The organism is Archaeoglobus profundus DSM 5631 (genome assembly GCF_000025285.1).
GTDB classification, from domain to species: Archaea; Halobacteriota; Archaeoglobi; order Archaeoglobales; family Archaeoglobaceae; genus Archaeoglobus_B; species Archaeoglobus_B profundus.
Genome location: NC_013741.1, coordinates 497933 through 520940, shown reverse-complemented (window position 1 = coordinate 520940; position 23008 = coordinate 497933). Strand labels below are relative to the sequence as shown.

28 protein-coding genes are annotated in these 23008 nt (G+C 42.0%); 11 read left to right on the top strand and 17 right to left on the bottom strand.

The features are described from left to right. The first annotated feature begins 73 nt into the window (after positions 1 to 73). The 6 genes from ARCPR_RS03070 to ARCPR_RS03045 all read left to right on the top strand — a co-directional run bounded on the left by ARCPR_RS03070 (position 74) and on the right by ARCPR_RS03045 (position 4773). Complete coding sequence (locus tag ARCPR_RS03070) at positions 74 to 856, top strand: hypothetical protein (protein ID WP_012940016.1); 783 nt, start codon at positions 74 to 76, stop codon at positions 854 to 856. A 5-nt stretch (positions 857 to 861) separates the two neighbouring features. Further along, positions 862 to 2049 (top strand): hypothetical protein, encoded by a 1188-nt coding sequence (locus ARCPR_RS03065; RefSeq protein ID WP_012940015.1) that lies wholly within the window; start codon positions 862 to 864, stop codon positions 2047 to 2049. 5 nt (positions 2050 to 2054) lie between these two features. Continuing rightward, a complete protein-coding gene (locus tag ARCPR_RS09720; RefSeq protein ID WP_012940014.1) occupies positions 2055 to 2195 on the top strand; it encodes a hypothetical protein in 141 nt (46 codons plus the stop codon). Between the two features lie 212 nt (positions 2196 to 2407). Further along, positions 2408 to 3172: a hypothetical protein gene (locus tag ARCPR_RS03060; protein ID WP_012940012.1), complete on the top strand. Its 765-nt coding sequence runs from the start codon at positions 2408 to 2410 to the stop codon at positions 3170 to 3172. Continuing rightward, positions 3173 to 3721 (top strand): Mov34/MPN/PAD-1 family protein, encoded by a 549-nt coding sequence (locus tag ARCPR_RS03055; protein WP_012940011.1) that lies wholly within the window; start codon positions 3173 to 3175, stop codon positions 3719 to 3721. 251 nt (positions 3722 to 3972) lie between these two features. Continuing rightward, entirely contained in the window at positions 3973 to 4773 is an 801-nt protein-coding gene (locus ARCPR_RS03045; RefSeq protein ID WP_012940009.1) for a HesA/MoeB/ThiF family protein, read from the top strand. 103 nt (positions 4774 to 4876) lie between these two features. Here ARCPR_RS03045 and ARCPR_RS03040 read toward each other — a convergent pair whose 3' ends face one another. The 7 genes from ARCPR_RS03040 to ARCPR_RS03010 form a co-directional block, all read right to left on the bottom strand. Further along, the gene (locus ARCPR_RS03040) at positions 4877 to 5425 is read right to left on the bottom strand and encodes an RNA ligase family protein (protein WP_012940008.1); all 549 of its coding nucleotides are present in this window, start codon (positions 5423 to 5425) and stop codon (positions 4877 to 4879) included. 414 nt (positions 5426 to 5839) lie between these two features. Beyond that, positions 5840 to 6811 (bottom strand): bifunctional N(6)-L-threonylcarbamoyladenine synthase/serine/threonine protein kinase, encoded by a 972-nt coding sequence (locus ARCPR_RS03035; protein WP_012940007.1) that lies wholly within the window; start codon positions 6809 to 6811, stop codon positions 5840 to 5842. An 18-nt stretch (positions 6812 to 6829) separates the two neighbouring features. After that, complete coding sequence (locus ARCPR_RS03030) at positions 6830 to 6994, bottom strand: 30S ribosomal protein S27ae (protein ID WP_012940006.1); 165 nt, start codon at positions 6992 to 6994, stop codon at positions 6830 to 6832. A gap of 10 nt (positions 6995 to 7004) precedes the next feature. Continuing rightward, positions 7005 to 7334: a 30S ribosomal protein S24e gene (locus ARCPR_RS03025; RefSeq protein ID WP_012940005.1), complete on the bottom strand. Its 330-nt coding sequence runs from the start codon at positions 7332 to 7334 to the stop codon at positions 7005 to 7007. After that, positions 7318 to 7890 carry a GTP-dependent dephospho-CoA kinase family protein gene (locus ARCPR_RS03020; RefSeq protein WP_012940004.1) on the bottom strand — a complete coding sequence of 191 codons (573 nt, stop codon included), beginning with the start codon at positions 7888 to 7890 and terminating at the stop codon, positions 7318 to 7320. The genes ARCPR_RS03025 and ARCPR_RS03020 overlap by 17 nt, the downstream gene beginning before the upstream one ends. Further along, positions 7890 to 8078 (bottom strand): transcription elongation factor subunit Spt4, encoded by a 189-nt coding sequence (spt4, locus tag ARCPR_RS03015; protein WP_012940003.1) that lies wholly within the window; start codon positions 8076 to 8078, stop codon positions 7890 to 7892. Before spt4 ends, ARCPR_RS03020 begins: the two co-directional genes overlap by 1 nt. After that, entirely contained in the window at positions 8071 to 8634 is a 564-nt protein-coding gene (locus tag ARCPR_RS03010) for a DNA-directed RNA polymerase (RefSeq protein ID WP_012940002.1), read from the bottom strand. Before ARCPR_RS03010 ends, spt4 begins: the two co-directional genes overlap by 8 nt. A 96-nt stretch (positions 8635 to 8730) precedes the next feature. Between ARCPR_RS03010 and ARCPR_RS03005 the strand changes: the two genes are divergently transcribed. From ARCPR_RS03005 to engB, 5 genes are read left to right on the top strand one after another with little or no spacing between them, the layout of a single operon-like run. Beyond that, on the top strand, positions 8731 to 9366 hold the full coding sequence (locus ARCPR_RS03005) for an AzlC family ABC transporter permease (RefSeq protein ID WP_012940001.1): 636 nt from the start codon (positions 8731 to 8733) through the stop codon (positions 9364 to 9366). Next, entirely contained in the window at positions 9363 to 9665 is a 303-nt protein-coding gene (locus ARCPR_RS03000; RefSeq protein ID WP_012940000.1) for an AzlD domain-containing protein, read from the top strand. Before ARCPR_RS03005 ends, ARCPR_RS03000 begins: the two co-directional genes overlap by 4 nt. Before the next feature lie 24 nt (positions 9666 to 9689). Continuing rightward, a complete protein-coding gene (locus ARCPR_RS02995; protein ID WP_012939999.1) occupies positions 9690 to 10232 on the top strand; it encodes an endonuclease dU in 543 nt (180 codons plus the stop codon). A 30-nt stretch (positions 10233 to 10262) separates the two neighbouring features. Further along, a complete protein-coding gene (locus ARCPR_RS02990; protein ID WP_012939998.1) occupies positions 10263 to 10442 on the top strand; it encodes a preprotein translocase subunit Sec61beta in 180 nt (59 codons plus the stop codon). Continuing rightward, positions 10439 to 11032, top strand: coding sequence for a GTP-binding protein EngB (gene engB / locus ARCPR_RS02985; protein WP_012939997.1), 594 nt, complete (start codon positions 10439 to 10441; stop codon positions 11030 to 11032). The genes ARCPR_RS02990 and engB overlap by 4 nt, the downstream gene beginning before the upstream one ends. A 21-nt stretch (positions 11033 to 11053) precedes the next feature. On the opposite strand, the gene ARCPR_RS02980 is transcribed toward engB, so the two are convergent. The 10 genes from ARCPR_RS02980 to ARCPR_RS02935 are packed head-to-tail and all read right to left on the bottom strand — an operon-like array spanning position 11054 to position 23001. Continuing rightward, positions 11054 to 12244 (bottom strand): phosphoadenosine phosphosulfate reductase domain-containing protein, encoded by a 1191-nt coding sequence (locus tag ARCPR_RS02980; RefSeq protein ID WP_012939996.1) that lies wholly within the window; start codon positions 12242 to 12244, stop codon positions 11054 to 11056. A gap of 41 nt (positions 12245 to 12285) precedes the next feature. Then, a complete protein-coding gene (locus tag ARCPR_RS02975) occupies positions 12286 to 12831 on the bottom strand; it encodes a class II aldolase/adducin family protein (RefSeq protein WP_012939995.1) in 546 nt (181 codons plus the stop codon). Continuing rightward, positions 12815 to 13585: a uroporphyrinogen-III C-methyltransferase gene (gene cobA, locus ARCPR_RS02970; RefSeq protein ID WP_012939994.1), complete on the bottom strand. Its 771-nt coding sequence runs from the start codon at positions 13583 to 13585 to the stop codon at positions 12815 to 12817. The genes ARCPR_RS02975 and cobA overlap by 17 nt, the downstream gene beginning before the upstream one ends. Then, positions 13582 to 14460 (bottom strand): hydroxymethylbilane synthase, encoded by an 879-nt coding sequence (gene hemC / locus ARCPR_RS02965; protein WP_012939993.1) that lies wholly within the window; start codon positions 14458 to 14460, stop codon positions 13582 to 13584. The genes cobA and hemC overlap by 4 nt, the downstream gene beginning before the upstream one ends. Then, positions 14442 to 15713, bottom strand: coding sequence for a glutamate-1-semialdehyde 2,1-aminomutase (gene hemL / locus ARCPR_RS02960; RefSeq protein WP_048084352.1), 1272 nt, complete (start codon positions 15711 to 15713; stop codon positions 14442 to 14444). Before hemL ends, hemC begins: the two co-directional genes overlap by 19 nt. A gap of 39 nt (positions 15714 to 15752) precedes the next feature. Further along, positions 15753 to 18323, bottom strand: coding sequence for an alpha-mannosidase (locus ARCPR_RS02955; RefSeq protein WP_012939991.1), 2571 nt, complete (start codon positions 18321 to 18323; stop codon positions 15753 to 15755). After that, complete coding sequence (locus tag ARCPR_RS02950) at positions 18324 to 19073, bottom strand: HAD-IIB family hydrolase (protein WP_012939990.1); 750 nt, start codon at positions 19071 to 19073, stop codon at positions 18324 to 18326. A 5-nt stretch (positions 19074 to 19078) separates the two neighbouring features. Further along, positions 19079 to 20248, bottom strand: a complete 1170-nt coding sequence (gene mpgS / locus ARCPR_RS02945; protein ID WP_012939989.1) for a mannosyl-3-phosphoglycerate synthase — start codon at positions 20246 to 20248, stop codon at positions 19079 to 19081. Positions 20249 to 20281: 33 nt separating this feature from the next. Beyond that, positions 20282 to 21439, bottom strand: coding sequence for a DUF401 family protein (locus ARCPR_RS02940; protein WP_012939988.1), 1158 nt, complete (start codon positions 21437 to 21439; stop codon positions 20282 to 20284). Beyond that, positions 21436 to 23001, bottom strand: a complete 1566-nt coding sequence (locus ARCPR_RS02935; protein ID WP_012939987.1) for a GTPBP1 family GTP-binding protein — start codon at positions 22999 to 23001, stop codon at positions 21436 to 21438. The genes ARCPR_RS02940 and ARCPR_RS02935 overlap by 4 nt, the downstream gene beginning before the upstream one ends. Between the last annotated feature and the right edge of the window lie 7 nt (positions 23002 to 23008).

Below are 23008 nucleotides of genomic sequence, written 5' to 3'. Positions count from 1 at the left end.
TATTTAGTTTTTATTTTTTAGTTTATCTTTAGCGAGACGTGGCCTCGAATTGGGTAAAACGGAGGTGGTTAGAATGTATTGGGCTAAGTTTTTGGCTGTAGTAATGGCAATAGTTATTCTACCCATAGCTTGTGCAGCGGAGCCACTTGTCGTGAGTGCAAAAGTCAGACCAGAAAATCCGACAGTTGGTGATGTAGTTGGAATTTACGTAACTATCTTGGGACAACAAGACGAGAGTGTCCAAGTATACACAAAGCTCAAGAATCCGACGTTTAAGGTAGTTGATGTTTTAACGAAAGAGAGTGTACCATACAATACAATCAAGTCAGACACAATCGATTTCAAAATTTCAAAGGGCCAAACCGTCGAGATTACAATAATAGGTGATATGCCTGATGCAGAAACATTGGCAGTCATATTTCCAAATGCTTACCGTATCGACTCCCCTTCTATCCAAAAAGAACTTACACTAACTCCGCAAAAGACGACGAGAGATAAGTCCACTACCCAATCTGAACGATTACAGTTGTTGAAAAGGTACGGAGAACTTTATGCTAAATACGAAAAAGTCAAGAGTGCAATTCCAGAAAGACTTCAGCTAATCATCGAGGAGAAGTTCAGAATTGCTAAAAGTACGCTGGAAGACGGGCAACTGGAAGAAGCAAATGCAATTTTAAACGAAATAGAGGGATTACTAACCGTGTCAGAGCCTGACAACTCGTCTCCGATTTTGGCTGTAGTGATTTTAGCATTAATCGCTGGCACGGCAGTCTTTGTCTGGAGGTACTATCTGGCTAATAAGTTGCCTAAGGAGGAGGAAGAATTTGCTCAAACGAATTTTAGGTTGTTGAGGTGATGAGGATGTTTGTGAGGACGGTTTTCAATATAAAGCCAGAATCGTTTGGCAAAGAAATCTACGAGCCACCGGAATGGAGAAACATGTGGTCCAATGGCTACTTTCTAACATCAGTTGGAGATGAATCTGCTAACCTTGTCACCACAAAGCTTCCGGCAATACTCAGGAAATACACTCACTTGATATGTATTTTAGCCGACGATAATGTAGCATCGGCCGTCTTTGAAAAAGTTAAGCACTGCTTCCGTTCGGCGCTGGTAATAGGTTTAGGTATAGACGGCTGTGGAAAAAACGCGATGGTCGGTTATGAGACAATTCGTCCAATGTCCGCAGAGATTAGCTTTAAGATAAACAAATACTTAAACGAGCTTAAATCCAAGTACGGAGTAGTACCATCTACATTTATCGAGCTTATATTCGCAGGCGGGACGTCTTCTGGTTACGCACTAGCAGTTTCAAACGAGGTTAAGAAACTTGTAAGGAGCATTGAAAGTAAAGCTCAGATAATCGATTACGTAAGCCTTTCGAGGGGTGACTATGCTCCACAAATTGCCAATTCGATTCTCGTCACGCTAAAGCTAATGAACGAAGTTGGAGACAGACGTAGCCTAATTTTGAGCTACTTCGATAGAGAACCAACACTTAAAAAGCTGAGCGATCTAAATATACTCAACACGATAATGACACTCTTGCTTTCGAAATACAAGGCAGGAATTAACAGAATAGATCTGACAGACATCATCGGAAGAGGAGGATTCTTTACAACGAACACAGAATACAGATCTATCACACATTTACCTAGGGTAAAGAGCATCGGTGGAGAGGATATATTCAAACTCGCCAAAAGGGCTATTGACTTCGATTCTACTTCGCTATACGCGAGAGCCGTGTTCCATGCAAGAGATTCCGAACTCGTGAGAATCTCGATAATTTCTCCGGTTAAAATTGTAGATCTAGAAATCTTCGGCAAGGAGTTTGAGTTTGCAGAAAATATTATAGCTGACGGATTTCACCTGCCAATAAAGTACATCCCAATCTCCGTGACTGCCTTCCTGAAGGGTAACGAAATGGCAATCAGGCACTTTCTTCACAACCACAGAAAGATTGTTGATGAGGCTATTCCTGAACTAGAGAACTACCTTGGTACAGGATTGGTCGATGACGAGGTTTTGGAGAACTTTGTAAGGGGGTGAGGAGTATGAACTCCAACTTAATTTTTGCCGCAACTGTAGCAGGACTCTTACTGACCGTGCTGATAGTATGGGTTCTGAGAAAAATAAGAAACCGAAGGACAGCACGCCCATGCGAAGATGACATAGAATGGTGGAGAGGGCTATAAGAGGGGTGTAATGCCATGTGCAAGAAGATTCTGATTTTCATTATTTTTTGGCAATCGCTATACCGATCATAGAAGGTAAAGTCGACGTCCCAACGAACTTAACGATACCAGAACTGATATCGTTTGCTAAACAGGTCTGGACATTCTGGGTTGTTCGAATTAAGAGTGTAATTCCTTCGATTGTGAGTTTAATTCGTTAGGGGGTGTTCGGTATGGGGGCAATACCCTTAATTTTGGAGGTAGATGGAGAGGAAATATATGTTGAGGCAAACCCAAATGAAAGGCTTTTTGAGGTCGGTATGAGAGCTGTGCCTCCCGAAAAGTGGAGAGAGTCAATTATCGCCACAACTTCTGGATTACCAGTTGATCCTGGCAAGACAGTCAGAGATATTGTAAGAGAGACAGGAGAAACTAGATTTAGGGTTTTAAGTGAGGGGGATCAGGGTATAATCCCTGATTTCCCCAATTTTTTGAGGAATGTTAAAGTAAACAGTCCGAAGTGGAATGAAAGGGCAAGGGAAGAAATCGTCAGGATTAAAATGCTTAACAACCTGATAGGGAGAAACAACCCTGGGTTTGCTTATGTAAATCCAGCGTTTTATACGTATGAAGGTTTAAAGACGGTTAAGGGATGTATAAGAGTGGGAAGCTATGGATCAGTTGAACTGCTTGTATTCTTACCGCCAGCATACCCACTTGTCCATCCCGAGGCAACTCTTCGTGGAAGATTTTTTGACAAATACATGGCCTCAAATATTCACAAACATGTCTATCCGTTCTACATTAATGGTAAGAAAATAATTGTGGTATGTGGTGATAAAAAGTATCTTCAGAATTGGACTGGGAGGCTAGGCATAGCACACTATATTTCGGATGTTGTGTTTCCTTGGATCAGGATCGGATACGAAGCTTTAGGGGAGAAATCTACAACACTCAGAGAAATGTCGGACATTTTAAGAATTCTAAGGGGTGAGTAGATGTTCCTCTTAAACTTTTGTAGAGCTAACTGTGAGTATGTGCTAGTAAGTGAAACTGAGCTACTAGACTTCTACGAAGCTGCTGTAAAAGCGGGAGAAAATGAAATAGTGGGAGCACTGGTTGGAGTGGTAACTGATGAAGGCTACTTGGTCTTGAGCATATTCAAATACAAGGGAACCTCGTCTCCTGTAAGTGTAACTTACAATCAGCTTGAAAACTCTTTCCTACCAGCAGGGCTCGAAAATTTAGGGACTATCCACACTCACGTTGGATTTGGAGCGTATCTTTCAAGCACGGATCTCGCAAACTTAAGGAAAAGCAAACTTAACAGGATAGCTTTAGTTATGGATCCAAAAAAGTTCGAAATTAAAGCGTTCAATAAAAACGGTAAGCAGATTAGGCTTAAAGTTGTTGAAGATCACGAAATTTTTTCTAAAGTGAAAGTCAAGATCTTCTACAAATATGGTATACCATTCAGAGTTTACACTCTAGCTTCTGCGGATTACCTCGAAAAAGCCACAGTTAAGTACCATATTGATAGCAGATAGCGAATCTCAGTTATTTGGAGTTTATGACCTAAATGAAGAAGAATCTATAATATACTACCGAAAACCGAGAGTAGTTTCCTTGAAATATAAGAACAAAGTACCATTGTACTTTTTCGTAAAAAATGCGATTACGTACTCCGAGTGGTTTAAAAGTGTAGTCGTGAATGGTTTCCTAGATTTTGAGTTTACAAACTTCACTGTAACTAGGAACGGGATGAAAGTTAGATTAAATATGGAGGAGGTCGTGAAAGATGGCGTTACCGAATTTTTCCTCTTCTAGTGATTCGACTCCGAGAGAGTTTAGCAGACTCATAGGTCTAAAGGGGTGGAGCTACGAAAAAGCGAGAGAAATGAAGGTAATAATCGTCGGCTGTGGTGGCTTAGGCAATCCAATTGCGAGGCTGATTACAAGACTAGGTATCGGCAATTTGGTCTTGATAGACAATGATATAGTCGAAATTGAAAATCTAAACAGAGATGGATTTGAAGTCTGCGATATAGGAAAAAATAAAGCCGAGATCTTGAAGCGTAAGCTCGAGAAGATATTTGAAAACCATAGCGTGAGAATTGAGGCAATACCAAAGAATGTTCTTGAAATTGACTTACAAGAAATTGTAGAAGAAGCAAATTTGGTTGTAACTGCTACTGACAATACAAGCTCTAGAATTTACGTTAACGACATTTGTGTGGAAACTAATACCACAATGATTGATACTGGGTTTACGACGGATGGATTAAGGGGACATGTAAGGTTAATAATTCCCGGTAAGACTGCATGCCTCAGGTGTAGTTACTTCGAGTTGCCGGTACTTGACAAAACAAATCTTAGCGATAAAGTAGATTTAAGCATGAAAACAGGTTACGCTGTTAGTCCTGCTCCAACTCTAAGTTTTTTGGCAAGTCTCGCTGCTATGATAGCTTTTAATGTACTTTTCGAGATTTCAAAACCACCTAACTACATTTCAGTAAATCTCGCAGAGATGAAATTCAGCACGGCTAATTTGAAGAGAAATCCTCGTTGCGAGATTTGTTCGGCCTTAGATGAATCCTAGATAAATAAAGATCTACAGCCAAGAAAACACTCTTCTAAAATATTTGTTGAGTTTTTCTTCGCTCCAAGGGGTAATTCTGTTCCTGTGCTTGTACATTTCATATCTACCGGCCTATTTTTTCAAAGGCTGGATTCACGGCTTTTCCAGCGTATAGTCTGTTGTTCTCGTAATACTTGACGACAACACCTTCTATGAAATTCTTTTTCCCGACGATATCTGGAGCTACTTCCTTTGCAATGTCCCTCATTTTTGGATTTATTTCTGTTAAGAATTCTGAGTTTTTCTCGAGAACGAAATTTTTTATCATTTCTTTATCGACTTTGCCGACATATATTATTGGAACCGGTATTATCCCGTACTCTAACATGATTTTGTAAGCTTCCTTAACCTCCAAAAATCCTTCATCCTTTTGATATACGTCAAAACCCAGAAACCTTGATGGCAAATTCTTGTAGTATATTGTGTGCGTGTCCCTCAAGTCTTCGCATAGAATTAAGAAATCTCCAAAATCCCTGCATGTGAACTTTCCGTCAACCTTCTCTTGCACGAAAACCTTCTTAGAAAGTAGAAACTCTTCTTCAGGGCTGAGATACTTCTTCCCTCTTATCTCAAACCCTTCTATGTTGAACCTCCTTATTTTGTACGTTATCATTGTCCTGCTGTTTTTAATCTGGACCAAGTTTAAGCGTTTCTTTCCAAAATCTATGTAAGCTTTATGGCCCAGTATACATTGGCCTTACAAACAATAAATTACAAGGAGATTAGAGCTGGTTTTTATCGATCACTATTGCATTGATGCCTCAGATAGATACGTAAAAACTTCTCGACAGTGTTTTTGACCGAACGTGTAACCTCACTGTCAGACGTGAGTAAAATTGTCAAATGCTTTTTGCAATCTCATTAAGTTCCTTAGCCCCCAAATGTTTTGGAACTTGTAAACTTCTTCTCCCACTCTAGGGGATTCTTCGAGCACAGATGTGTAACAATGTCTTGATTACATCCCCAGATTGAGAAATTATATCATGGCTTTCAACACACAGTAAGAAAATTAAGAAAATAAAAACTTTCAATCCCACAAGATTTCCACACTCTCAATTCTAAAATCCGGTTTGGCGTAGGAATCTTCCAATGGAGTTACGTAACCATGTTTGTACATCAACAAACCTGTGTAAGCAATCATAGCACCATTATCTCCCATGAGCTCTTTAGGAGGCGCGTAAAATCTTGCTCCTCTGTCTTCGCACATTATTTTCAGCATTTCTTGAAGCCTTCGATTTGCTCCGACACCTCCAACGAGCAGAACCTCGTTTAAATCTAAATAGGCTAAAGCCCTTTCCGTCACCTCGACAAGCATTGCAAATGCCGTTTCCTGAAAGCTAAAGGCAACATCTTCCTTACTTACTCCCGAATCGTAAAGTCTCTGCGCGGCTGTGACGAGTCCGCTGAATGAAAAGTCCATCCCTTTCACTACGTATGGTAACTCATAGTAGTTTTTCCCTTTCCTTGCAAGTTCCTCTATTTTAGGTCCTCCGGGATGGCTTAAACCCATGTGCCTTGCAAGCTTATCCAGAGCGTTGCCTATGCCTATGTCAAGCGTTTCCCCAAAGACTCTGTATCTGTTCCCCCTCCTCGCTATAACTTGACTATTTCCACCGCTCACATAAAGCGTTACGGGATTCTTCGCCTTAGTTTTCCATCTACCAACTTCTACATGGGCTAGGCAGTGATTCACACCTACTAACGGCTTATTAAACTTCAAAGCCAAAAACCTCGCTACCGTTGCCACAACCCTTAAGCAGGGACCTAAACCCGGCCCCTGAGAAAATGCTATGACATCTATATCCTCAATAGGAACAATAGAAAAAATTTTTTTGATAAGCTCACCAATCTTTTCCGAGTGATGCTGTGAAGCTTCTCTTGGATGAATGCCACCCTCCTTTGGAATGTAGGGGTCGCTGAACATTGCTATTACATCGTTCTCATCCACCACTGCAACGCTGAGGTTCCAAGCGGTTCCTTCAATTCCTAAAGCCTTCATCTTCAAATCTGGCTTCGATCACTTCTTAAACTCAGTGTAACCACACTTTCCGCATGTCCTTCTGTCCTTATGTTCTGCCAAGAATACACCTTCTCCGCATCTCGGACAGAACTTCCTCTTTCTTATGACCTTATCACCCTTTATCTCATAATACTTCGAAACACATTCCGCGCCCTTAGCCATTTACACCACCTCATTCAGCTTGTTCAACCTGTCCTCCTTCACCCTGCTCCCCAGTTTCCTCTCCGAAGTTCCTTCTGATTATGTGTTCGTCCTCTATAGCTCTCAAATCTTCGGGTGTGTCGTAAATTTTTACATAGCACCTAGCTTCCTGCTTTCCGAACTCTGGCTTTATGTAGTCTACAACGATTCTATCGAGCTCCGCATTGAAAAGCCCAGCGAACTTCTCTCTCACGGCCTGTCTCGTAGGTGTTGGCCCTTCTCCCCAGTATACTATCCTTGCATGTATCTCCCTTCTCTTTAACAGTGGATTGTATCTGTCCTTTTCAACGACTACCTCCATTCGACCACCTCCTTATCTTCTCCAAAGTCTTTCCATGTTTCTCCATCCTTTCAAGCATGCTCAATATTATAATCTTTCTCTCATCGTTTACATCAACTCTCACAACACCTTCGTTCGGCTGTCCGTACAAGATAACAGCTCCATTCGGTAGCAATGCTACCAAAGGCATTACTGCTAAATCCTCCTCCCCTCTAACGTATATCCTGACGTTTAAACCCTCCAAAGCCGAATTTACGGCTTCAAAAACTTTCTCGGCTAAATCCTCAGTAATGCAACCAGCAGGATTCTCAGCAACGATCTCTTTATATCCTCTTGAAAGATCTCTAATCCTATTAACAACAGAATTCAACTCCCTTCTAATGCTTTTACCGTCAAAAACTATTATTTTCGGCTTAAAACCAGCCTTGAGAGTTGTTAGAGAAACTATATCGCCAACACAAACTAGAAATTCGTCTCCCTTCAGAACTCTTTTGACGACATCAACTCCCTCTCCCCTATAAAGTAGTCCAAAAGGCTTCTTCGCGAAAGCTCTTACTTCTTCTGTCAGCTTTAACATTATTCCACTTGCAACGCGTATTTACCCGGCTTTGTTATTCCAAGCTTCTTCGCTATCTCGCTCTTCTCAGGATCAATTATTATCAAGTATCCGTACCACTCCTTTGTTAATTCGGTACTTCCGCAGTTTACGCAAACTTCCGTATCCACATTTATAAACTTACAGCGCTTGCAAGCCAGCTCAGCCATGCTCACCCCTCTTCTTTATTTCCTCTTCAATCCACTCAAGCTTCCCCAACCAAGGCTGTCTCATAGTTAAACCGATCTTGCTCTTCGATGGATCTTTCTCCTTAAGGCTCAGAGCAACTATCCTCGCTCTAACCAAGTCTCCCTTCTCTATAGTTCTCTTCGTTTCTTTCCCTATCAATCTCTCATTCTTCTCATCGTAAACTATGTAGTCATCCATGATCTGACTCCTGTGCAGTAAGGCATCCAAAGGACCTATGGAAACGAATGCTCCGAATTCCACAACTTCAACAACTTCGCCTTCAACAACCTCCTGAAGGAGTGGCTTGAACGTCAAAGCTGTGAATTCCACGTCAAAGTAAACTCCTCCGTCTCCCTCAACGATTTTTCCCTCACCAATGCTATCAACGCTTTCAATTCCAATAACCATGCCATACTCTGTATCCAACTTCCCTTCGAACTGTTCCCAGAGTAAATCGTGAATAACCTCCTCCAGATCCTCGTTAAGCCTGTTCGGGGGAACTCTGACTACATCCCTAACCTTTACCCTTGCATACATACTATCACCGTGGAAAATTGTGTCGATCTTAGTCTCATTCGTCTTTTAAGCTTTTCTTCAAAAAAAGATATGTGCCCTCGAACTTCGAGATAGGCAATGATAAAGAAAGGCATCGTAGCTGGAATACCTATAGCGCTCGGCTACTTCCCCGTTGCGGTAACATTCGGACTGACAGCAATGGCTATGGGCTTGAAAGATTACGAGGCAGTTCTCGCTTCACTTCTAATTTTCGCTGGCTCCGCTCAATTCGCCTTGGCAACGCTCATAGATTCTCCAATCAACGCAACGATCGTTCCAATTCTTCTCAACCTAAGGCATCTGATATACGGCTGTATACTTTCCAAGAGGATCAAAATAAGCAAACCCTTCATAACAGCCTTTGGTTTGACAGATGAGGTATTTGCGATGTCATTTAAGGGGGATAATGAGAGATTCATATGGGGCTTGGCCTTAATTGCATATTCCGCATGGGTGTCTGGAACTGTTGTCGGCGTTTTGGGAGGAACTTTCATAGTTTCCAATGAAGCTCTACACAGATCGCTTGTCTTCGCATTCCCAGCACTCTTCTTTATACTCCTAATTCCAAACAGAAGTTGGAATCTTATTTCGGCCATCTTCGGAGGCCTAATCGCCTTAATTCTTCACATCTTGGGATACACATCCTTTGGCATACTCCTTGCCGGTATAGTAAGTCCCTTTGTAACCTCAACTCTCAGGAGGTGCTTAGAATGATCGAAATAATTGTTACTGTTGCGATTGGAACATATCTGACAAGGTTACTACCGCTCTTATTTAGAGACAAGTTAAATCTTGAAAAGTGGAGTGAATGGCTTTCATACTCCTCTACAGCCCTAATCTCCGCTCTATTCGTAACATCTTTCGTCAGCTTTCCGATAAATCCGAGAGATTTAACGATAGGATTGATATCACTTACAATTGTCTACGCATCTTACGCCAAATCAAAAAACTTGGGAGTTTCGATAATATTTGGTGTCTTGGCTTACTACATTTTCTCGATTTCGATAAGCTAATTTTTTGATTATGCTACTAAAATCGTGAAGCTCTGGAGGGTTGTGGGCTTTGACGACAGCTTTAAAGACAATTTAGCTTACATAGTCGGCTGTGTAACCTGTAAGGATTATGTTGAGGGTTTTTTAATTGACAGAATCGAAGTTGACGGTTGGGATGTTAGCGAAAAGATAGTTGAGTTAATCTCAAACTCTAAGTTCTACAAGCAGATCAAATGTGTGCTTTTGAGTGGAATAACCTTTGCTGGATTTAACGTTGCCGATTTGGAATTCATATACGAAAACCTTGGGATCCCCGTGATAGTGATTTTGGAAAGATATCCAGACTTTGAGAGAATAGAAAGGGCTCTAAGAAACCTTGAAGGGTTCGAAAGAAGGATAGAATTGGTAAAAAAGGCTGGAGAGATTAGAAAGGTTAGAAAGGTTTTGGTTCAGCTGAAGGGATGCGATTTAGAATTTGCTGAAAAAATTCTGAAGCTTACGATACGAAAGGGAAAAATACCTGAGCCTTTAAGGATAGCTCATCTCGTTGCTTCAGCTTTGATTCACAAAGAATCGAGGAGGCGATAGTGTTAAATATTGTTCCAAAGATCTTCGCTCATGGCTAAGAGAGAGAAGGTGAAGACACCACCGTTGATGTCCTCAGCTGGAATAATGAGGTACTTTGAAGAAGAGAAGACGCAGATTAGAATCAGTCCCAAGAGTGTTCTGGCATTCGGTTTAACTGTAGGTGTTCTCGTAATAATATTGAACGCTTACTACGGTCTCTGGCCTAAATGATCGAAATAGTCTTTGCTGGAAGATCAAACGTTGGTAAATCAACACTTTTTTCGCAGCTTTTTGGTGTCAAAGTTAGAAGGGGAAAGAGACCGGGAACTACGATAAAGCCCAATCAGATCAAGTTTAAAGACCTCCTAGTTACAGATTTACCCGGATTTGGCTACATCTCTGGAGTTGACAAGGAATTCAACGAGAGAGTTAAGGACTTTATAGTTGAGTATATTGAGAAAAATGCCGAAAGAATAATTTTAGCTGTTCAAGTCGTAGATGGAAAATCTTTTTTGGAAATTGCCGAAAGATGGGAAAGAAGAGGTTACATACCAGTTGAAGTTGAGATGTTCGAATTCTTGAACGAAGTTTGCTCAAAGGTGTTTTTGGCTGTTAACAAGATGGATAAAGTCGATAACCCTAATGAAGTTTTGGATGCAATTGCCTTAAAGCTTGGAATGACTCCACCTTGGAAGGATTGGACTCACGTGATATATCCTATTTCCGCGAAGGAAGGGAAGATAAACAACCTTAGAGAGGCGATAAAGAGAAGGCTAATTGAAATAGGTAGAAGCGATCTGATACCCGTGCTAAAAAAATAAGTGACCGCATGGAAAATACATTCATGACTCAAGTAAATTCTTCTCCCATTCGCTGAGTGAAGGGCAGATTGTGCATCCTAAGCGGTAAAATCCCTTGTAATACAACGGGTGCAGATCTAAACCATTCATGAGTATGTATAGCTGCACCATGGCTCCGCTCCAATACTTTATTGGAAAAATCTCCTTTGCTATTCTCTCAAAAACTACTGGTCTTTCTCTCCTAACTCTACTCTCGGCATCCCTATCGCCAACAATCAAAGTTTTTACTTCTTCCGATTTCACTACCCTTTCCAAAGCCTCCATCTTCAGCTTGGTGCACCACCTGTTTTGATGTGTTGGCATTCCATACTTCTCAACATCGAATTTAACGCTTTCAACTATTAAATCAACTCCCAACCTTTTGCAAACCCTTTCAATGTATTCCTCAGTGTAAGGCATCTCGTAGTTTGTTTTGATGTAGATTGCCTTAACATCGCCCAAAGCCTTTTTAGCCAAAATTAGGCAGGCTAAGCTATCTTTACCACCGCTGAAGGGAACAGCAACATTGTTTGCGTGCTCTCTTATAAATTTGATCGAGATTCGTTCCATAACCTCTAGAAACATCCTGTTTTTCTCAATTGTTTTGTCAATAGGCATCTTCTTTGGTTCTACATCGCTCAAGTAGTTCACACGAACCTTTTCACCTATCCTTTTACTGACAATAGCCTTAAGCTCAGGCACATAGACGTTTTCCTCGTTGTAGAGCTTTCTGAGTATCAAATTTCCCTCTTCAACATCGACACCTATTTTCCTCATGTTCTCGATGAAACCTTTCCCGATTATGAAATAGGAGTCGTAATCTGGATGAATTTCAATTCCAAACTCGTTCTTAGGAGAGAACACGAAAACCTTGTCGAATTTGACTCCAAGCCTTATCTTAGCTTTAGCCATTTCAAACTTCTCTCTGATTTCCTCCATCCTTGTGTTTCTTACGGCTTTCTTACTCAAAACAACGATCTGATATATCGGCGTAACCTCTTTTATCATTCGTTCAGCCTCAAGAGCTAAATCAACCTCATCCTTACCGAAGAAGAATATCGGAATTTTATCCCTAAAAATCGAGAAATCTACAGACTCAAGACTCCTTATACCACCCAAACTCAGCACTTCACAATTCAGAGCATGCTTTAAGGCTTTTGCATCTTTCTTGGCTCTCGCAATTGCAACTATCATGAGACCGAAACTCAGATCTTGGATATACCCTTCACTTAAGCTCAACGCTTCAACACCTTTAGCCTATACAGAATTTCGCATGAGTGCTCCAAGTAGCAGGCTTTGTTAAAAGCCTCAATCATGTCTTTGCCAGCGGAATATATTCCGTGCCCCTTGTGAATAGCTATACCATTCCTTGCAATTTCATCTGCGATAGCCTCAGCAACTTCGTCACTTCCAAATTCTCCTTCAACAACCCTCACCTTCTTGAGAAAAATACCTCCCTCCAAATCTCTTGGAACGATTTCATCATGAATAAGTGAAAGAACTACGTTGTAAACGCCGTGACAGTGTAAAACTGCTTTGTAATCCGTTTTCTCGTAAATCGCTTTGTGAACTTTCCAATCACTCGAAATACCCTTGCAAAATTCTCCAATCTTGACGTAAACGAAATCTTGAGGAGTTAGATCATCCAAAATTGACCCACTTCTTGTAATGAGCATGAAATCTCCAATTCTACAACTCATGTTCCCGCTAGCACCATCTACAAGCCTAAACTGACCCAACTTCCTTCCGATCTTTATCATTTCGTTAATTACCTTCTGCATGGTCAAAATTTCCCAAGTTTTGTAAAAACTTTGCGAGTTTCTCTCTAAGTCTAACTACATCTCCTATAACGATTACGGCAGGCGCTTTAACACCTTCTCTCCTTGCAACATCGACAACGTTTTCCAAATTGGAGATAACAACTCTCTGCCGTAGTGTACAACCTCTTTCGATTATTGCAACTGGCGTTTTAGGGTTTTTGCCGTTCTCCAAGAGCTTCTTAACGATCTTCTCCAAATTTGAAACACCCATCAAAACTACTATTGTTGCGTTTAACTCTGCTAAAGCCTTCCAATTCAGCCTTTCCTTCCACTCCCTTCCAGTTATGAAAACTACCGCAGGATCAAATTCCCTGTGAGTTATAGGAATTCCCGCATAAGCTGGAACCGCTATCGCCGAAGTTATACCCGGAACGATCTCAAACGGTATTCCATGCTTAGCCAAGTATTCAGCCTCCTCTCCACCCCTTCCAAAAACGAACGGATCTCCACCCTTTAGTCTTACAACGATCTTTCCTTCCCTTGCAAGCTTAACCATAAGCTCGTTTATTTCATTCTGTTTCATCTTGTGCTTTCCAGCCCTCTTTCCAACATCAACAAGCTCGGCTTTCAACGATCTGAGCAATTCTCTAATCTCATCTCCGATAAGCTCGTCGTACAGAATTACGTCAGCTTCCCTCAAAACTTTCAGAGCCTTTACAGTTAAAAGATCCGGGTCTCCTGGACCAGCTCCAACGATGTAAACCTTGCCCGTCATGCCCTTAAACCTACCTCCTCTCTAAAATTCTCAGCTATCTCCCTCGCCTCTTCGATTGCGCTCTCCCTGCTAAGCTCCTCAATAACCTTAAATTCTCTGCCATCCCTTATGACTTGTACAATAAGCCTAACTTTGCCTCTGCATTCCGCATAAATTCCAGCTGGAATTGCGCATCCAACTCCCAATGTCTTCATGACTATCCTCTCAACTTCAGCCTCAATCCAAGTTTCTTCGTGATTCATGAACTTTACAAGATCCTCTTCTCCAACTCTCGTTTGAACTGCAATTATCCCCTGATTAGCTGGTGGCACGAATCTCTCAATAGGTAGCCTCTGATACTTAACATTCAAACCGAGCCTTTGAATGCCAGCCTCAGCCAATACTATCGCATCGTATAATCCCTCTCTCAGCTTTCTCAACCTTGTATCGACATTCCCTCTCAAGTTTTCAAATCTTAGATCGGATCTGTAAAGCTTGAGCTGTGCCCTTCTCCTTAGGCTTGATGTCCCTATTACAGCATTCGGCTTTATCTCCTCTAAGCTTTCTCCATTCCTTGCAATGAAAGCATCGTAAGGAGAATCTCTCTCCAAAACGGCTGAAACCGTAACTCCTTCGAGCATGTTGCTGGGAATGTCTTTATAGCTGTGAACTGCCACATCTATCTCACCTCTAACTAAAGCGTGCTCCAATGCTCTGACGAAAGCTCCAGAGCCTTTGAATTCGTAGAGCGGTTTGTCTTTCATTATGTCTCCCGTGCTTTTGATAATCCTGATTTCAACGCTATAGCCTTCTTCTTTCAGCCTTTCCACTACCTTTGATGTCTGAGCTAAAGCTAGCTTGCTTCCTCTCGTCCCAACTACAACTCTCTCAGACATAAGCCGAAAGCTTCGATGGTCTTTTCAACATCCTCTTTTGTATGAGCGTAGCTCACAAAGCACGTCTCGAACTGGGAGGGTGGGAAGAATACATCATTTTCGAGCATCTTCCAGAAGAATTTCATGTATCTGTCTTTATCAAGTTTTAGAGCATCTGCATAATTCTTGGGCTTTCTGCCAAAGTATACGCAGAACATCGATGCAATGCTATCGATTTCAAGATTTGCATTGGAATCTTCTATCTGATCCTTCAAGCCTTTAACAAGTTCTTCAGTAGTTCTGTTCACGACATCGATGACCTTATTCTCAATCATGAATTTCACGGTCGTGTAACCAGCCGTCAAGCTTAAGGGGTTTCCGCTGAATGTTCCGGCTTGATAGACATTGCCCGAAGGTGCAACATGCTCCATAATCTCTCTCCTTCCACCGAATATCCCTATCGGTAGTCCTCCTCCGGCTATTTTGCCCAATGTCGTTAAATCCGCTTCAATTCCATAAAACTCCTGAGCACCACCCAATGCCAATCTGAATCCCGTTATGACCTCATCGAATATTAATAGGACATCGTTTTCCGCAGTGATCTTTCTAACCTCCTTTAAATAGCCTTCTTCGGGGATTATGAGCGAAGAGTTGCCCATTACTGGTTCCATTATAACGCATGCCAAATCGTCCCTATTTTTCTCAACAACTTCAGCTAAAGCCTCAACATCGTTGAAGGGAACTTGAAGTGTATGCTTAACAAAGTCGGGCGGTACTCCAGCCGAATTGGGAATTCCATGCGTAGTTGCACCGCTCCCAGCCTTAACTAGAACAGCATCGTGCGAACCGTGAAAACTGCCCTCTATCTTCAAAATCTTATTTCTTCCAGTAAATCCCCTTGCGAGCCTTATTGCACTCATAGTAGCCTCACTACCGGTATTTACAAACCTCAGCATTTCTATGCTCTTGTATAGCTTTGTTATAAGCTTGGCATACTTCACTTCAAGTTCTATCGGCGTTCCGTAAAGCCATCCTTTCTCCAACTGCTCCATCAATGCAGATTTAACTACTGGATTTGCATGTCCAAGTATTAGAGGGCCGTAAGCAAGGCAGTAATCGATGTAACAATTTCCATCGACATCGTAAATCTTGGAGCCTTCAGCCTTAGCCGTGTAGAAAGGAAAGGGCTTTATTGCCCTAACTGGACTGCTTACACCACCGGGAAGGAGTTTTACAGCCTCTTCGTAAAGAGCCTTAGACTTTTCTAGTTTCATGACCAACCGTTTCGGTAATTGAATTAAAATTTTCTCCATTCAATCGAATTTCACTTTCAGCGTAACAACTTCGAAAGGTTTCATCTCTACCTCTACAACATTTCCATCGACCTTAACATCTTTGCCAAATTCCCTCTCAAACTCTTCGTCTGTCTCTTCAAGCATGTTCACGACCTTAGCCTCCTTAATCTCCTTGAAGAACGTGAGTTTGGCTTTAACTTCACTACCTTCAGCCTCGTAAAACCTGACTATTATTCCGTCTCCATCTTCAGCCAGTTTGAAAGCAGTTAGAATTACGTTATCTGGATCTATTCTTAAAAAGCTCCTCTTGAGTCTATACCTTCTATTTCTCGGAACCTGTAAAGCCACCAAATTGTAGTTGAACTCGTAACCCATCTTGTAAACTTTAGCTTGCTTCCAGTCTCCTTCATGTGGATAGACTGCATATTTAAACGAATACCTCTTAAGCTCCCTCGCATCTGGAACTGGGATAACAGGACCAGCTGAGCCGTTTGAAAGTATTCCGACAGACCTTAGCAGTGTTATGTAAACGTTTCCATCCCTAACTTCGTTCTCTGGATTACCCCTGTTTAAAATGGCTAAACCCTTTTCTCCATCGCTGTAATCTATCCATCGCAGAGAGGGATAAACGCCCGATGGTTTTTCCTTCCAATCCTTGGGTTTGAAGTAGTAAGTGTTCGTTTTCCTGTTCACAGCACCAAACTGGCACTCGCACGTGTATTCTGGAAGGTTCATGTCAGTTTTGAATCTAACTCTCAGCCTTACTCTCGGATGCTTGTTGTCCACATACGTTACGAAGTCTATTCGCGGTATATCCCTGTAAACGATGATTTTCTTCCTGAAAGAGATGAATCTATGTCTCCACATCAGCGGTTTAAATCTTTCTATGTATCTGTAGGGCCATCTAACGGAATAGTAGTCCGTATGAACGTTAATTACCCTCCTCAGCGGTGATTTCTCGATCCAGAAGTTCTTGACTCTGAAAGAGCCGAACTGTAAACCCTCTCCTCCTTCAGTTCTTATGGGAATGTCTATGTCCTCTCTGTGGTAGTAGAGGTCTCCTATCTCACTTTCAATCACAAGCTCGTTTCCGTCTCTAAAGATGGTTTTCCCGTTCTTCGTTACCGTAATCAGCCCGTCCTCTGGCGAAAATGTTACGTTGAAGTGTTTGGTCTCTATGGTGTTTCCAACGATCCTTATGAAGTTTTTCTCTCTCCTCTTCCTTTTTCTCTCCTCAACGATCTTGTAAACCTTATACCCCAAGGCTGGAACACTTGCTACAAATCCTATCCTTGCGTAGCTGAGAGATTCATCATCGTATCTTCTGAACCTTATAACTTCAACGTCTATCTCCTCATCTCCACACTTCAAACCCTCTATCCTGTAAACCTGCCCCTCATCGAAGTTCAAATCCACCTCAACCCAGTTCGTAACATCCCAGCTAAGAGGGTTGAAGACTATAACGTCACCGAAGTCCTCTCCATCGCTGTCCCTCTCAATTATCTCTTTCAAAACCCTCGGGGTAAGGTAACTCAGCTTTGTTTTCAGGAAATCGATGTCATGCCTTATGTCCTGATAACCCGTGTCCATGCTCGTCCCCGGAACAACATCGTGGAAAGCCATAAAGAGAACCTTCTTCCAGCAGTTCTTCAACTCTTCAACCCTGTACTCTCCTCCTAAAAGGTAGTTTATGGTCGAGAAGCGTTCGAAGAAGAGTATCCAGTTTTCGAACTTTCTCAAATTCTTCTTAACCCATATTCTGCTTGAAGCAGTATCCGGAAACACCTGAGAATATTTTCCAGAGTACATCTCACCCTTTCTCACAGGTAACTTATCCTTAAACTTCTCAATAGCCTTGAAAAACTCCGAGGGAGTTGCAATTTTCATCAATGCCCTGTGCTTTTTGTTCCACTCCTCCACAACTTTCGGAGTCTCTTCCTGCGGTGGAATAGAGCCACTTCCAGATGGCATTAGGATATGATTCGAAAAAGCGACCCTCTTAAGCTTCGCATAAGCTTCCTCAAGCCTGTCCAGATACAGACCGGCTCTGTAACCCAAGGGGAAGAAGTGGGCAATTATCCTAGTTCCATCAAGCCCTTCCCAGAGGAATTCGGAAGGTTTTATTTCGGGACAGCCTCTCCTGAAGGCAACGTACTTGTAACCGCACTTTCTGTAAATTTGTGGAAGTTGAGCGTTTAGGCCGAAGCTGTCGGCAACCCACATCACAACGACATCGGCACCAAACTTCTCCCTAACATACCTCTTTCCAAAGAGTATCTCTCTAATCAATGTCTCCTCCTGAGGGAGCATTGTATCAGCCATCACGTATTCTCCGTCAGCTATCTCTATCCTGCCTTCTCTGATGTACTCTCCAATTTTCTTAAAGAGGTCAGGATACCTCCTCTCGACTTCTTCGAGGAGATGTGTCTGCTCTATCAGGAATTTGTAATCCTTAGATTCCTCCATTATCTCAATTACTTTCTTCAAAATTATATCAATGTTAATATAGAAATAATCCTCTTTTGTGAAAATCCACATCGCATCGTAATGTGAGTGCGGAACGAGGTATATTACATCCCTCTCCTCCATTCAATCACCTCCAACAAACTTCTTAACAACTTCAACCCAACCCTCAGTTGCAACCCCATTAGCCCTATAAACCTCAAAATCTACCTCGATCCAACCATCCTCGTTCCTAACAAGGGCAGGAATGTCCACCTCCCTTAACATGGGTATGTCCGTATAGGAGTTGCCTATACCTATCGTCACTACCTCTCCGTACAAATCTTCGTAAAGTTCCGTAAGTATTCTTACAGCTTTACCCTTATCTGCACCTTTCCCGTATACGTGAATGAACCTCCCACCGATTTGAACGTTGAAGAACTTTTTGAGGTATTTTAAAGCCTTTTCATCTGCTTCAACTATTACTTCGCTGAATTCCCTTCTCTTGGCAAGTTCAGACATTTCCAAGCTCAATCCCGTTAATTTAGAAATCTCCTCAACACTCATATTAGCGTAGCTCTTAACGTTCAGGGATTTGATATGTTGAAGTATCACTTCCCTTTCAACACCCAATATTAAGGCATCGTATCCGTGCCTCCTATACCCTATGCGCCTTCCGAAGTAGTTCAGAGGTGCGTATATCGCGGAACCGTCCTCAACCACGAACGGATCGCTTATTCCAAGCATCTTTCTAAAGACCTCCTGTTCAAATATCGTCTTCGCAGATACGAACACGATAGGAACTTCCAGCTTTTTAATCAGCTCCAAGGCTTTGTCACATCTGTAATTTTTGTCTAGCAAAGTTCCGTCCAAGTCGGTAAATATTATTTTAATCATAGCTTTTAATCATAGCATAGGAATGTTTCGGTATATCTCTCAAAGACTTCAATGAACTTCTTGAGATCTATGTCGCATATCGGTGGCATCTTTACACACTTCTTTATATCCCTCCTGCTTTTAACAACCTCGTTGTTCTTCAACTCCTCAAATATCTTATCCTTCAGCTCATCCTTTGCGAGTTTACTGTGATATATAACTGCCAGAGAAGCTAACAGCATGTCCTTTATGTGTTCTTCCCCCTTTTCCTCGTGAACGTGCGGATTTATAGTTTCAACCTGATATATCGAGACACCACTGCTCAAAGCATCTTTGAATCTCGTTTCTCCCTCCCAAAATTCCTCCAAGAGGTAGATTATTTGATATGGTTCTATCGAATAACCAGTTGAGAACTCCATTATCTCCGCAAGCTTCATAGTCATCGCATGTTCTCCAGCATTCCCAGTCTTCATGATAAGTGTTTCAAATCCCGTTTTCATCGAGAGTAGCATGTTGATGTACTTGTTTGTTATCTCACTAACTCTACCCCACTTTCTGAAGTAGAGCCTGTCCTCCATCACCTTAGGCTTGTACCTCCAATGCAGTCTGACCATTGCATATGGTGTTTCGGCTAAGCTTAGAACCCCAGCGTATATGCTGACGTACTCGTTTACGGAGCAGGGAATGTAGTTATCCGCATCTACGAATCCGACGTAGTCACATCCAAACATCTTCGCCAGAAGGATTCCTATGACCATTCCCTCTCCTTTACCATCCCTTACGACACCCGTCTTGTCCAATATGGCATTGTATCCTACTTCTTGGAAGGCCAAGCTCAATCCCGGATCTTTCTGATGAACTATAGCAATTCTCTGATTCGATATCTTATAGAAGTTTGAGACCAAATCGCACTCAAGCTTAAACACGTCCTGCTCGACTCTTCTACTGTTGGAAACAACTACTATTGTGCAATCATCAGGTATAGATCTGAGAACCCCATCCAACAGGTGCAACCTCTCATCCTTTACAGGTATGACGACTGCCATTCTGCTGAATATTTCTCTCAATTCATCTCTTGAAAATCCCCTGATCAGTGGGGCTATTACCTTACTAGACTCGAGTTTGAGTACCTTTTGAAGTTCGTGAATCTTTATACTGCCAAAAACCTCACTATGCTTTGGTAATTCGATGAGCATTGGTTCGACTCTGTTCGGGAGTATATAAATGTTTCATAATATCAGATAAGCCAAAAAAAGGCTTAGAAGTGTTAAGAGACCTGCAGGAATGAGATAACGGGTGTAAACTTTCTCAAGGTCTGCAGAGTAGTATTCCCTCGTAAGTATTAGGCAAAGGTGGAGCGGAGAAAACATTACACCTAATATTCCAGCACCAACGACGAGCATCAGATTCTTTGCCACAATTTTTTCACCAATTCCAGTGAATGGAGCTAAAAGAGGAATGGCCATAGCTGCATAACCGGACTCTATCCCAGTAGCGAATCCCAGTATAAAAGACAAGATCGTAGCTGTAACTGGTTGAGGAACACCTAATGATGTCAAATCTTTAAGAAGTTCGTGAGAGGAGCCAGTTTTCATTATCAAATCCTTGTAGTACAACAGAGCGACAATGAGGATGTAGATCTTTATATCGACTGCTTTCTTGGTAACTTTTCTTAAGTCTGGTCTCTTGAAGATGTAAAGAAGCAAGATAGCCAGTATTAGAGACAACGTGAGATCAATGCCCGATACGGTCAGTACCATGACAATCAGAATCGGTGCTAGGTATAGGAAACCTTTCAGATCCTTCGGATTATTCGACTTTTCAAGCGATGCGAAAGGTAATCCGAAAGCTATCATCGCCAAGGTTATGAAATATGTTGACTTAAGTAAAGTTGAGAAACTTATCTCGAGAATTGCAAGCGTTATTATAACACTCGGATAGATTGGATCCAAGCAAGCCCAAACGTGCCTAAACCAGTAGTTTAGGAAAGTTGCCTTCTCAGGGGGTATTTTGAACTTCTTAACAATATCTCTCAGCATGACAGCCGAAACTATCGCTCCACCCGGCATTGGCAACAAACCTATCATCGCAGGAATTACGAACATGCTAGCCTTTCCGAACAACGAGAGTGAAGATTGAGTTATCATATCCAAAGCTCCAGATTCTTTCATCGAATAGGCTAACGTGAATGCTAAGGTGATTATCACCAAGAATTTGAGCGTTTGGAAAGATGTTAATGTTGAAAACATCACGTTAAAGCAATCCAGCCCAAGAGTAAGAATTCCCAGAACAAAAGCACCTACAAGTACCGCTACGCTTACGTGAAACCTTCTGATCAGTATCAGAATAGTGGCGATAGAGATTAGGAGGCAGAGCGATGTTTTCATGTGTAAACCTTCGTTATCTCGCCCATCCCCTTGCTTCTTCCCTCTCTGAATATGAACTTCTGACCCTCGTAAACGAACTGTGGATTGTACTTGAAAGCTATTCTGACCTTTCCTCTATCGCCAGCCTTCATGTACTCCCTATCCATCTCCTTGAATATCACAGTTTCAGAGATCGTTTCTATGTGTATGACTGGCTCGTAGCCCCTCTTTATTCTCGTAGGATGTGTAAAGATGTAAACATCTGCATCGAACTCTTTAACAGCTTTGGGCTCCTCCTTTGTCAAGACCATTCCTCTTCTAAGTTCATCGTACTTGACACCCTTCACAGCTATACCGACTATGTCTCCAGCCTCGGCTCTGTCAACCCTGTAGTAGTGCATCTCGATGCTCTGCACCTTGACAAGCTTAAAGCTACCGTCCCTGAATGGACCTATGTAGACCTCCTCACCCTCTTCAACCTCACCCCTCTTAACGCTACCGCTCACGACTGTTCCCACTCCCGTAACCTTGTAAATTCTGTCTATGTACATCAGGAAACCCTTACCCTTGTAAGTCCTCTTCGGCAACCTTAAAAGCAACTCCTCAAGCAGGTCGTATCCCTCAAGGGTTACAGCAGACGTTTTAACTATTGGAACGACCAAACTTTTCCTCATCAGCCTAACAACCTTCTTAACGTCCTCTGCATCCTTAACAACGTAGGGAATTCTCCCCACAGTCCTCAAAAGCCTCGAAACCTGATCTACAACCTCGTTAACCCTCTTCTCGTCAACCATATCGATCTTCGTTATCGCTATGATAACCGGTAACTCCATAGCTAAGAGAATTCCCAAGTGCTCCTTTGTAGTCCTCATAACTCCATCGTTGCTAGCCACGACTAGAAGTCCATAATCTATCTTCTGCCCGAGCAAACCCCTTATTGTAGTTCTAAGCCAAGGTTCGTGTCCTACGGTGTCAACAAACGATATTAGTTTGTCGGCTTTCTCAGTTACAAAAGCTCTCTCGTTCTTGTTCAAGGGATTCTTCATTCTCATGGGCTTTCCGTCCTTAAAACCGAAAACTGCAAAGTGCAGATCGGCACTCAAACCCCTCTCTATTTCGTGCTTGAGTGTATCCAAATACATTCTAGTCAATCCATCACCGTCATCAGGTCTTCCCGTTATCAAGCATCCCACCAATGTGCTTTTACCGTGATCAACGTGTCCAGCAGTTCCTACGATGATGTGCTCCTTAGCCTTCGACTTCACAATCTCAACTATACCGACATAGCCCGAATCTACCTTAAACATCTCAACAGACTTTATCTTAGCTGAAATCTCCTCAGCTATCTTCTTCAAAACTTCGACTGTCTCCTTAAACTTATCCTCATCTATCCCCTTAAGCTCACCGTTGTCAGAAACACCGATAACGTAGATTGCCTTTCCTCTACCCATTATTATCCTATGATTCATCTGACAAGCTAATTCCTGAAATCTGTTCTCCTTGAGATGATATGAGGTCAAATACTCTTTAAACTCGATATTTTCCCTCTCCCCGTTCTGAACTATGTCCTCCAAGCACCTCATTTTCTCT